General features: G+C 59.3%; 9 protein-coding genes. All 9 read right to left on the minus strand.

The annotated features are described in order from the left end of the window. Positions 1-224 precede the first annotated feature (224 nt). The gene (locus ACLBWT_RS02540) at positions 225-1,313 is read right to left on the minus strand and encodes a zf-HC2 domain-containing protein (RefSeq protein WP_447661498.1); all 1,089 of its coding nucleotides are present in this window, start codon (positions 1,311-1,313) and stop codon (positions 225-227) included. After that, positions 1,310-1,858, minus strand: coding sequence for an RNA polymerase sigma factor (locus ACLBWT_RS02545; protein ID WP_447661499.1), 549 nt, complete (start codon positions 1,856-1,858; stop codon positions 1,310-1,312). Before ACLBWT_RS02545 ends, ACLBWT_RS02540 begins: the two co-directional genes overlap by 4 nt. A gap of 221 nt (positions 1,859-2,079) precedes the next feature. Beyond that, on the minus strand, positions 2,080-3,213 hold the full coding sequence (locus tag ACLBWT_RS02550) for a GntR family transcriptional regulator (RefSeq protein WP_447661500.1): 1,134 nt from the start codon (positions 3,211-3,213) through the stop codon (positions 2,080-2,082). A gap of 170 nt (positions 3,214-3,383) precedes the next feature. After that, entirely contained in the window at positions 3,384-4,997 is a 1,614-nt protein-coding gene (locus tag ACLBWT_RS02555; protein ID WP_447661501.1) for an extracellular solute-binding protein, read from the minus strand. 48 nt (positions 4,998-5,045) lie between these two features. Beyond that, on the minus strand, positions 5,046-5,939 hold the full coding sequence (locus tag ACLBWT_RS02560) for a carbohydrate ABC transporter permease (protein WP_447661502.1): 894 nt from the start codon (positions 5,937-5,939) through the stop codon (positions 5,046-5,048). 12 nt (positions 5,940-5,951) lie between these two features. Next, positions 5,952-6,920: an ABC transporter permease gene (locus ACLBWT_RS02565; protein WP_447661503.1), complete on the minus strand. Its 969-nt coding sequence runs from the start codon at positions 6,918-6,920 to the stop codon at positions 5,952-5,954. A gap of 390 nt (positions 6,921-7,310) precedes the next feature. After that, positions 7,311-8,927: a response regulator transcription factor gene (locus ACLBWT_RS02570; protein WP_447661504.1), complete on the minus strand. Its 1,617-nt coding sequence runs from the start codon at positions 8,925-8,927 to the stop codon at positions 7,311-7,313. 19 nt (positions 8,928-8,946) lie between these two features. Next, complete coding sequence (locus tag ACLBWT_RS02575) at positions 8,947-10,743, minus strand: sensor histidine kinase (RefSeq protein ID WP_447661505.1); 1,797 nt, start codon at positions 10,741-10,743, stop codon at positions 8,947-8,949. Beyond that, a complete protein-coding gene (locus ACLBWT_RS02580) occupies positions 10,740-12,287 on the minus strand; it encodes an ABC transporter substrate-binding protein (RefSeq protein ID WP_447661506.1) in 1,548 nt (515 codons plus the stop codon). The genes ACLBWT_RS02575 and ACLBWT_RS02580 overlap by 4 nt, the downstream gene beginning before the upstream one ends. Positions 12,288-12,454: the final 167 nt, after the last annotated feature.

Genomic DNA, 12,454 nt, shown 5'->3' on the forward strand with positions numbered 1-12,454 from the left:
AATGGAATAACCTCCTCCTGCTTCCGCAATAAAACAGAGGAAGGCTTCGCCGTCTCCGACGAAGCCTTCCTCTGCCTGTCTCTGTTTGCCGTACATCTATATAAACATCGCCGCCAGAAGCCCATGGTGCCTCTACGGGATGGTCATACGATGCCAGGGAACGAGCATTCCATCCCCCTGCTATACCATACGCGCATACCCCGCGATTCGTGCTTGTACGCCGATCAGGATTTTTGCTCCTCCACGGTGCCCTCGGCAGCTACGATCTTGAATTTCTTGACGGCTCCGGTGCCGTCTTTGAACTCGACCGTAAGGGTCGTGCTGTCGGAGCTCCAGGAAGGAGAGCCATGAAGCTCGCCGTCTATTTTGAGCTCCGCCAGCTTCTTGTCCCCGCTCTCGAATACTTCCAGCAGTTCGCCGGTGACCGCGTAGCTGTACTTGCCGTCCGGAGATGCAGCATCCGCAGCGGCTGCAATCCCTTGGTCGGCGATTCCTTGCTCCATTCCCGGCGATGGAGATGCCGGAGGGCTCGGGAATTGGGCGATTCCCATGGATGGTTCTCCCATGTTCGCGGAGCCGGAATTGTTCGGAGCCGCCTTGTCGAACCGGCTCGCTCCCCCGATGCCTCCGACCTTGGCCGACGGGGATGGAGGAGTCGACGACTTCGCGCCCGAGCTGTCTCCCGTCCCGCGGCTGCCGTCGGAGACCGCCGTCGGAGATGCGGCGGGCTCGCTTGAACCGCTCCCCTCTTCCATGGACTTCAAGGCCGCTCCCCCCGTATCCGCAGCTTCCGAATCAGCTGCAGGCGAATACTGCGAGGCGTTGCCCGCAGCTGCAGGCGCCTTGGATTCCAGCATGGCCGTCTGCCTGTTCGGCTGAGGACCGTTCAGGCTGACGGCGAGAATGATGGCCGCCGCCGCAACCGCGGCCGCCCCTCCCCATGCCGCCGTTCTGCGGCCAAGCCAGCCCGTCCGCTTCCGCGAAGCCCGGCGCGACCCCAGCGAGCCGCCTTCTGCGGCAGCGGCTTCCTCCGCCTGAGTCCACTCTTCGTCCATGACCGCCGCCTGGGCGGCTTTGGCATCCCGCAGCGCGTCGATCTCGGCCAGCTGCGGCAGGATGGAATCCACCAGGCTGAAGGGCGGCGTGACCTTGGGCAGTTCCTCGAGCTCTTCGGAGAGCCTTTGAAGGCGATCGAACAGCTCCTGGTCGTCCGGGCAGTTGTTGAGATGCTCCATCAAGAGCACGCGTTCATGCTCGTCAAGATCGCCGTCCAAATATCGATTCATAACCTCTACCACCTCTTGACAAGTCATCCTCGGACACCACCTTTCTGATAGTCATGCAGCAGCGTCTGAAGCTGTTGCCTGGCCCGGTATAAATAGGATTTCACCGTATTCAGCGGAAGATCGAGGGAATCCGCGATTTCGTTGTACGAGAAGTCCTGCAAATAACGGAGCACGACAACGGCTCTGTGGTGATCCGGAAGCTTGTCGATTGCTTCTCGAATATCTTTGGCCGCATAGGCGGACAATACTTCCTCTTCAACATCCTGCTTCTCCCGGAAGACCATATCATGCTCTTCGATGGACACGACGGGCTTGGTGCGCCGGAACTTGTCGATGCAGATGTTCGTGACGATTCTCTGCACCCATGTCTTGAACTGCGCTTTTTCCTCGTAGGAAGTAATTTTGGTATAAATGCGAATGAGCGCTTCCTGGGAAGCGTCCAGCGCGTCCTGCTCGTTGCCCAGAATATAATAGGCCGTCCGATATACGTGATTTTCTATTTCGCGCAATAGGGACACGAGAGCGTCGCGATCGCCCTGTTGAGCGGCTCGTATGAGACCAGGCTCTACCACGAAGGTTCCCCCTCTCTTGCACCCGTACTGACGCGCGCCTGGCGCGAAAGGTTGCAGGGCAAGCATATGTAATATAAAAAAGTTAGTTATGGTAAAAATTACCGCGAATGATAATGAAGCAGGCATTTACCACCCAACAATAGCAAAAAAAACTCCCGGCGTATAGACGCCGGGAGCGGGAGTCATTGGCAACCGCCGGAACAGCGGAATTGCAGCCGCTTTCATGCAAGCCGATGGACCGATTTCCTTTCGATCAGGCTGACGGGAACGACATGCTGCCCGGTATCGGCCTGGCCCTGCTGCAGCCTTTGGACGAGCAGCTCCGCAGCCATGCGGCCGATCTCGTCGTAATTCTGTCCTACCGTCGCCACCGGAATATGCAGCATCTCGCAGATCGGATTGTTGTCGAAGCCGAAGATGGACAGATCGTCGGGAACCCGCATGTCCATCTGCTGGGCATAGAGCAGAAGCTGGACCGCGATGAGGTCGTTCTCCACCTGGACGGCCGTAATGCCGTTTTCCCGGTAGCCGTTCAGCAGCCCGCTGAAAAAAGCGGTTTTTCCGGCTGCCTTCAGCTCCTTGCTCGCGCCGAGCCGGACCAGCTCGGGAAGGATGGGAACTCCGCGGTCCTTCATAGCCTTGCAGTAGCCGAAGTAACGGCTGCGCACCGAGGAGACCGACTCGATTCCCGCGTTGCTGAAGAAGGCGATCCGCCGATGGCCCAGATCGATCAGCCGGGATACCGCCTCGTACACGCCGCCGAAATTGTCGGAGACGACGGAGGGAATCGGCATGCCGGGCATCTCCTTGTCGATGGTGACGATCGGAAAATCCATCAGGTACAGCCGGTTGAGCCGCTCGAAGCTGCAGGAGTCGTTGAGCGGATACAGGATGACGGCCGAGCTTCCCCGGCCCGGCATCGATTCCAGCAGCTCTTCCTCCAGCGCCGGATCGCTGTTGCTCGTATGCAGGCTGAGATGGTAGCCGAGCCGGTTGAGGTAATTGGAGGCTCCGCGGATATAACCGACCATGGCCCCTTCATCGAGATGAGGCAGGATCATGGAAATGATCGGACCCGGTTCTACCTCCGCAAAAGAAGGGGGATGCGGCGCCTGGCGTTCCGGAGCCGCATCAGCCCTCTTCACGAAGCTTCCGCTGCCTTGGATCCGGTAGATGTAGCCTTCCCTTTCGAGCTCCTCGAGGGCTCTGCGGGTCGTGATCCGGCTGACGCTGTAGAGGGATGAAAGCTCGTTCTCGGTAGGCAGCTGCTGATCCGGCTGATAGTCTCCCTGATCGATTTTGGACTGCAGCTCATCCTTGATGACGGAATAGAGCGGTTTCTGGGATTTGCTCACTGCGATTATTCACATCCTGCCTTAAAGCACCGGGTTTTGCCGCTGCCGGCGAAGCCCGTTGTCGTGATTTCATTGTACATGAAAATAGCTTGACCGGCTACGAGCCGGCGCCGCCCCGCCCCCCGAAGGAGGCGGCGTCCGGACCCGGCTCTGCTGCTTGTCTGCCTGATCTACTTCACGCTTTGATAGCGTTCATACTGGCCCTTCTTGATCGCCAGATAATCCTGCGCGCCCATTTTGTCCAAGGTGGCGACATACTGGTCCCAGCCGCTGTCGAAGTCGGCCTGCCCCGTGACGAATTTCACCCTCATCTGCTGGATGTACTTGTTGATGTCCGTCAAGATCGCCGTCTGCTTTTTGGCTTCCTCCGCAGTAGGGGAAAATTCAGGCCACACTTCCTCTGGCAGGAACTGCTCGAGCTCCGCCGCATTCGTCTTGAAGTCCTCGTCCACCGTCTTGCCCTTCACGGCGGAACGAAGCTCCATATCTGGTTCCGCATACGGGTAGCCGCCTCCATACACGTTGTCTACGTACTGGAACGCTCCGAGCTGGATGCCGCCCTTGTAGTTGCGGATCTCGTCGCTGTATTGCGGCTTGCCGTCCACCATGCTGTACGTTTCGCCCTCGATGCCGAAGTAGCCGAAGTTGCTTCCTTCCTCGCCATAGAAATAATCGACCCACCTCATCGTTTCCTCCGGATGCTTGTTGGACTTGGTGATCGTGAACGAGGACGTCTGCCTCGTCATCGGATCCATCCAGTTCACGACCTTGTCCCCGTGCGGACCGGCCAGCACGTTGATGCCGACATAGTCCTTGGCCCCGATCGTTCCGATATAATGCGGATCTCCCCACGAGAAGGCCCCGACCTTGCCGGCCGAGCCGTCAGCCGCCCACTGGGCATATTCATAGCCGGAATAGTTGAGCTGCGGCAGCGTGCCGTCCTTGAACAGTCCGTTCAGGTACTGCAGCACTTCCTTGTACTTCGGATCGTTGAAGATGAGCTTGACCGCGCCGTCCGAATCCTTGTAGATCCAGCTTGCCGCCCCCTTGTAGCCCCCGTTCCCCATGCCGAAGCTGCCGTACAGCTGCCGCTCGAACATGCCGTTGACGAAGCCCGTCGGCATGACCCAGCCCATCTCGTCGTTCGGATCGCCGTTGCCGTTGGCGTCCTTCTCCTTGAACGCCTTTAGAGCCGCCTGCAGCTCGTCCGTCGTCTTGGGCACCTGCATGCCGAGGTTGTCCAGCCAGGTCTTGTTGATATAGAGCCGGATGGAGCGGTACGGAAGGGCCGTATCGATATACGGCAAGGAATAAATATGGCCGTCCGGCATCGTGATCGCCTTCTTGACCTCCGGATTTTTCTCGAACCATTGCTTCAGATTCGGAGCATGCTGTTCGATGAGGTCCTCCAGCGGAAGGAACAAGCCTTGTTCCCCGTACTTGACGAGCTCGGAGCTGCTGAAGCCGGTCTGGTAGAACGCGTCCGGAAGCTTGCCGGAGGCGAGCATGACGTTTTTGCGCTCCGCCGAGCTCTCGCCCGGTATCTCCTCCCACTCGATATGGATGCCGGTCTTCTCCTCGTACTTCTTCCACATCCACAGGTCCTTCGAAGCCGGATGGACGTCCGTGAAGCTGTCCCGCGCCATCTTGAGCGTGATTTTGCCGTCCTTGCCCCCGCTGCCGGATTCCCCGCTCCCTGCCGAGCCGCCGCCCGACTGGCAGCCGGCCAGCATCAGCACGGCAAGCCCCCCGATCAAACCTTGTTTCAACCTGGCGTTATTCATGGTTTACTCCCCCTGTCGCATTGTAGGGCAGACTTGCATGTCTGCCGTCTAGCCTTTGATCGCGCCGACGAGAATGCCTTTTTCAAAAAATTTCGACAATAACGGATAAAGGATCAGCAGAGGCAGCGAGGACGCGACGACGATAGAGTACTTGATTCCCTCGCGCGCCATCATCCGCTGGCTGTACTGCTCGTCCACCGCGACCCCGAGCATGTCCTGCATGCTGTTTTTGATCAGGATCTCCCTCAGGAACAGCTGCAGCGGGAATTTGTCCCTGTCCGTCATGTAGATCAGAGAATCGAAGTAGGAGTTCCAATGCCCGACTCCGTAGAACAGGATCATCACGGCGATGATCGGCATGGACAGCGGAAGCACGATTTTGAACAGCAGCCGCCAGTCGCTGCAGCCGTCAACGAACGCGCACTCCTCCAGCTCGACCGGAATCTGGGTCTGGAAGTAGGTCCTCATGATGATGAGATTGAACACGCTGATCGCTCCCGGCAGGACGAGCACCCAGATGCTGTTCAGAATGCCGAGCGACTGGTTGACGAGGTAGGTCGGGATGAGGCCGCCGCTGAAAAACATCGTGAACGTGAACAGGAACGTGAAGACGTTCTTGCCGTAGAACCGGCGGCGCGACAGCGGATATGCGCCCAGGATCGTCATGAACACATTGATCGCCGTGCCGACCGTCGTATAGAGGATCGTATTGCGGTAGCCGATCCAGATGTCGCCGTTCTCGAAGATCGCCTTGTAGCTTTCCAGGTTGAAGCCCTGCGGCCAGACCAGCAGGAACGTATCGTAGATCTTTCGCGGATCCGAGACGGAGGCGAGAATGACGAACAGCAGCGGATACAAGAGCACGATCGTAATGAGCAGCACGAGCGTCAGATTGACGGCCTCGAAGACTTTTTCTCCAGGCGTCTGCTTGATGGTATCCATGTCAGCTCCTCCTTACCAGAGGCTGGTCTGTCCGGCCCGCTTGGCGATGGCGTTGAACAGGATCAGCAGGATGAAATTGACGACGTTGTTGAACAGGCCTACGGCCGCGGAAAAGCTGTACTGGGCCTCGACGATGCCGCTCTTGTACATGTACGTGGAGATGACCTCGGATTTGGCGAGGTTCATGTCGGTCTGCATGAGCAGCACCTTCTCGAAGCCGACGTTCATCACCCCTCCGATGCTCATGATGGACAGGATCATGATCGTCGGCATGATGCCGGGAAGAGTCACATGCCAGATGCGCCTGAAGCGGCTTGCTCCGTCTATGTATGCGGCTTCATATTGATCCGGCGGAATGCCCGCCATCGCGGCCGTATAGATGAGGGACGACCAGCCGATGGACTGCCACAGGCCGGACCAGACGAACAGATGCCAGAAATGGGACGGATTCGCCATGAAATCGATCGGAGAGCCGCCGAAGCGGGTGATGATTCCGTTGATGACGCCCGTTGTCGGGGAGATGAAGAAGAACAGGATGCCGACCGCCACGACGACGGAGATGAAATGCGGCGCGTAGGAGATCGTCTGCACGACGCTGCGCAGCCGCTTGCGCCTGATCTCGTTGAACATGAGAGCGAGGATGATGGGAGCCGGTATGCCTACGATCAGCCCGTAAACGCTGATGCCGAGCGTGTTCCGGAGTATGTCCCAGAAGAAGAAGGTGCGGAAGAAACGGGTGAAATGCTCCACCCCTACCCAGGGGCTTCCCGTAATTCCAAGAGCGGGCATGTAGTCCTTGAATGCGATCTGGATTCCGTACAGCGGCCAGAAATGCCAGATGACGAAATAAAAAAAGGCCGGTGCGATGATCAGGTACAATCCGATATTGCGCTTCAGCTGTTTTCCGATCTCCGCGAGCCGGCGGGAAAAACCTTCGGCCGAGGGCTTTCGCGCCGTCTGGATTTCCATGCGGGCATCCATCTCCTTTTCCATAACTTGTTATGACAAATAAAATGTTATCGGAATATTTGATATATGTATATGATGAATTAGTCCTATGAAAGCGTTTTATAGAGCCGTTCATTCTGATTCCCTTTATTTTCCTCATATTTGTTATGACATATAAAGTGAGGTAAGCATGAATTCTCCTTGAATGACTGTTCGAATCCAGGTCTTTGGACCTACAAAAAAGCATGGATTCCGCTGATGCAGCGGAATCCATGCTGGTTCGATCGGGAGGTTCCAATCGAGCTGGTTCGATCGGAAGATCCCAATCAAGCTTTTCGATCTGGATGCTTAAATCCAGCTTATCAATAAAGGCATGCTCGAGCAATTCCTGCCGATGTCCGGCCAGCGGAAAGCGAAGCCACTTCAAGCGCCGGAAGTCGTGCTGCTGTCGGTTCCGATTTTGCGGAACTCATGCGGATTCTTGCCGTACACCTTGCGGAACAGCCGCGCGAAGTACGAGAAGTTGCCGTAGCCGAGCCCGGCGGCGATCGCGCTTACGCTCTCGTCCGTCCCCGTCAGCCTCTGCGCGGCGGCGCGCATTTTTTCCTGCAGGATATAGTCGGTCAGCACCTTGCCCGTCTCCTTGCGGAACAAGCGCGACAGATAGGCCGGATTGAGGAACACATGCTCGGCCAGCTCTTCCCGGGTCACGTCGCGGTCCATATGGCCGGCGATGTACGCCTTGATCTGCCTCAGGACGGGACTTTCCGAGCGGCGGGATTGAAGCAGGGCGCCGATCTGGTCGAGAATGCCCTCCGACCATGCCCGGAACCGCTGCACGGAGCGGGTTGCAGCGCTGACGTCGAAGTCTTCCCGGTACTGATGCAGCATGAAGGCGGGAAAGCCCTTGCGGTGAAGCGTCAGATACGCGGCCTGCATCAAGGCGTATGCATACGCGCTCAGCGTCTCGACCGTCACGGCCGCGCCGGGCATGAGCAGCTCCTCGAGCCTTGCTCTCATCGACTCGATTCCGCCTTGCTCCAGCAGATCCGCCCATTCCAGAAGAGCCGCGGAATCGGGCTGCAGGAGATGGGCGCGATGTTCTCCGCGGCTGGCGGCGCCGGCGGGAATGCTGCTCCAGGTAATGCTGACATTGCGGTATTCCTCATGCAGAAGGCCGAGATATTCCCCTCTGAGCTCCTTGAGCGTCACCGCGTCTCCGATGTACACGGACATTTTGCAATAGAAATAGGTTTTGCAGGCTTCCCGGTACCGGTCGCACAGCTCCTGCAGCTGCGGCGCCGCTGCGCCTCCCTCATAGAGAAGGATCAGGCTGTTGCCCCGGTAATCCTCGACGACGGCTCCCGGGAGCGATACCAGCAAGATTTCCTCCGCCGCCTTGCGCAGGGCGAATTCCATGACGCGCTCATCCCGCTCGTCGATTTCCTTCTCCCAGTTCTCCACGCTGATCAGAAGCGGACGGACCCGGCCGATAATCTCCGCATCGACATCCGCGGCGAGCCTGACCCTCTCCAGCCAGCTGGCGTCGGGACGCTCCCGGCCGTCGAGCAGATCCTTCCAGTACCGCTCGGCCAGCAGCGGCTTCTGTCCCTGCCACAGCTCCGCCAGCTGATGGTAGCGCTCCCCTTCATGGTCGGCCTGCCGCTGCTCCTCCACTTTGCGGCCGAGCGCCTGCAGCACCTGCTCCAGCTCCCGGTATATGACCGGCTTCAGGATATAATCGCTCCCTCCCAGCTGAAGGGCTTTCTGGGCATAGCGGAATTCGGAATGGCAGGTGAGCACGACCGTCTCCAGCTTCATTCCCTCTTCCTTGACCCACTCCATCAGCTCCAGCCCGCTCTGCTCCGGCATCTCGATATCGCAGATCATGATGTCGATGTCATGCTTCCGAAGCAATTCCTTGGCCATGTCCGCATGGTAAGCCTCATAGATCTCGTCGATCCCGGCTTCCTGCCAGGATACGCCGGCCATCAATCCTTTGACGGCATAGATTTCATCGTCCACGATCAGCGCCTTCATGCAACGTCTCCTCCTTGCGTCATCCTGCTTGGCGATTGTCCGCGGCCTGCTCTCCCGGAAGGCCGAGGGTGACGAGCGCTCCCCGCCCCGCTCCGTTCTCGAACTTCAGCGTGACGGAATCTCCATAATACAGCCGGCAGCGGCGCGCGACATTCCATAATCCCACATGGCGCTCTCCCGGCTCCTGCTCCTGCACGCGAGCCGCGAGCCTCTCCGCCATTCCGGGAGCGAACCCTTTGCCGTTGTCGGCCACGTCGATCCGGATCCCGCCGGCAGCCGCTCCCTCTCCCGCAGTACCGTCCCGGCTCACCGCGATCGAGATCCGGAAGGGACCTCCGCCGCTGGTGGAGAAGCCGTGCACCATCGCGTTCTCGACGATCGGCTGGATCGATAGCGGCGGCAGAAGATAATTGTCCAGACCAGCCTCCACGTTGAAGTCGAACTCCAGCGTCTCCGGGAATCGATGCTTCTGGATCGTCAGGTAATCGCGGATATGCTCCAGCTCCTGAAGGATCGTCACGGAAGCGGCGGACGTATTGATCGTGAACCGGAAGTAACGGACCAGGTGGAGCGCGATGCTCTGGATGATGTCGAAGCTGCGGATCTGGGCGAGCTGGTAGACGATATTGAGCGAGTTCATGAAGAAATGAGGCTGGATCTGCGCCTGCAAATGCTTGAGCTCGGCCTTCTGGGTACGGATATGCTCCTCGTAGATGTCGATCTTCAGATGCTCGATCTGCGAGGCCATGCCGTTGAACGTCTCGTTGATCGTGACGAATTCCGGCAGCCTGCTGTCCGGCAGACGGGCGCTGAGATCGCCGGAGCGGATCTTGCGCATCCCCTTGATGAGCCGATGCATCGGCACGACGACCGCCCGCTGAAGGTAGTATAGGTACAGGGCGAGCAGAATGGCGGCCAGCACCGGAACCGTATAGGTCAGATAGCGGAAATACGGAAGCCCTTCGAGCAGCGACTTCTCCGGCACAAGCAGAACCAGCCTCATGCCTGCCATCCGCGAAGGCTGGGCGACGAGAAGATAAGGCTGCGGAAGCTTGGCGATCGTGTACGCCCCGGTGGCCGCTTCCGTATCCGCGGCCGCTCCGGTCGCCTGCAGCTCGTCGCGAAGGCCGGCCTTGAGCGTCGTCAGCGGCAGGCTGCCGGAATGGCCGCCGAGCAGCAAGGCTTCTCCCTTGCCGCTCTCGCCGAGGGCATGGAGCGGCCTCATGAGCCGGTCGAGATCGACCCACGCTCCCGCTGCGGAGCCGTATCCCGTGTCCACGATGCGCACAAGGGCATAGGAGCCGTTCAGCTCCGTCACCGTCCAGCCGCTGAATGGAGTGGCGGCCCCTGCTCCCGCCTTCAGAATTTCATGCAGCCGCCGCTGGATTTCCCGCTTCCGCTGGAAGCTGACCGATTGCTGCTGGGAGACGAACAGATCGTCGTACTTGGAGCTGTAGGCGAACAGCACATCCGCCGCCTCGTAATAGTTCGAGTTGACCCCGAGGTCGGCGGCCATCTGCGTTTTGGCCCGGTAGTAATCCCAGCCTCCTCGATCGTTCTGCGACAGCGACAGCAGATCGCGGTTCTGCTCGGCGGTTTTGAACAGATAATTCTGGATTTCCTCCAGCACCTTGTCCATATCGTTCATGTACATCGTCAGCAGGCTCCGGTTGGACTGGGCCACCTGGGAGCGCACGACTGTGGTCGAATACAGATTGTTCCACAACAGCAGGATGACGAGCGGCGCCGTGACGACCGCGAACCCGATGATCAGGCGCGTGCGCAGCGTCGCCTGGGGAAGCCGGAAGCCCTTCATCGGCCTCCCTCCTTGCCCGCCGCCCGCTTCGAGGCGAGCCACTCGTCCAGCTGGCGCTGCTTCTCCGCGATGACCCGGTCCGCTCCCGCCGCCTTCAGCTTATCCAGATACATCGGGATGACCAGGTCGGGATCCAGCTCTCCCGCGATGATGGCCGGAGCGAACTCCTCGTCGACGCGGCTGCAAGCCGCGATCTCGCTCGTCACCCGGTCCGGGTTGAAGACGAAACCGAGCGCCCGGGACGGCTCCGCTTCCTCGTTGAACTGCCTGTATTTCGTCCAGAGCTCCGGATCCTCGTTGTCCCACAGATAGGAATGGAGCTGATTGCCGAACATCCACGGCAGGTTCAGGTTGTACCCGACGGTTCGGGAGTCGACCCCCTCCGGATAACCGATCCGGCCGTCCACCCGGACGACGAAATGCTTGCCCTCGATGCCCCAATCGAGCAAATTCAGCAAATAAGGGTCGGTATAGAGCAGATCGAGCAGCTGCATCGCCTTGCCCGGATGACGGGAAGTCCGGGGAATGGCGAACATCGCGCTCGTCACGTCGGCCGTCGTCGTGTACGGCTTGGTCAGTTCCACGGCCGCCATCGGCATGCCGGTGTTGCGCGACGCCTGGATCTCGAAGCCCGGCTTGATCGACTCGGCGAAGGAGAAGGCGGCTCCCGCCTTGACCGCTTCGTATTCGCTGTCCCTGGACGTCACCGCATCGGCATTCAGGTACCCGTCGAGATGCCATTGGTGCATGAGCTTGGCGTTGATCCGGTACGCTTCGGTCGCCACCATGTTCACGACCTTCGTCCCGCCCCCTTCGCGCTGAAGGGCGCCGGGTCCGTCCCCGAGCATGTCGAACAGGCCGTACTGCATGAGGAACGTGAACGGACTGCGGTCGGAGCGCACCTGCAGCGGCGTCACCGAAGGCTCGCGCCGCTTGATCGTCTCCAGCACGGGACCGAGATCGGCCAGAGAGGAGATCGACGCCAGCTTGATTCCGTATTTTTCCGTGAGATCCCGGCGCATGACGATTCCTTTGCTCGCGGCGAACTCCTTGTTGGTCGGAATGGCGTACAGCTTGCCCCCGATGCGGCTGGCATCGAGAATGTCAGGATTGATGATCCCGCGGATTCCGCCGCCGTATTGCCGCAGCAGGTCGTCCAGGGGCAAGAAGCGGCCTCTGGCCACCTCGTCGCCGAACTTCATCCACCCGGCCGTGAACATGAGATCGACCTGGCTGCCCGAAGCGTACACAAGGCCGGTGCGGTCCCACCAGCTGCCCATGTCGACAGGCCGGATCTCGACGGCGGCGTTGATTTTTTGCTGCAGGTATGTATTGATCTCATTCTGAACCTGCGGCAGATCATCCGGCACGACGCTCGCAGGGAACATCATGACCAGACGGTCGGGGGCGGCGGCCGATGCCACTCCGGACGGAGCGGTGTCGCCGGGTTTAAATATCGTCCACGGACGGGAATAGAACGTCAGCGCGGCCAGCGCGAGTACGGCGGCGAGCGCAAGCGTCAGTCGTTTGCGGTTGGCTGTCATGGCAAGAACCCCTCTTGCAGCGATAATGGAGTAAGCGATTTCAATTATACGCCCGCGCCGCCGCCCACTCTACTCCTATTTCTACCGGATAGGCAAAAATAGTGACCTTTTATAACACTTCGATGACTTGTCCGGCTAAGCGCCGAATTCAGGCGGGCAAGAGGGAA

It is taken from the genome of Paenibacillus sp. D51F (genome assembly GCF_053345695.1).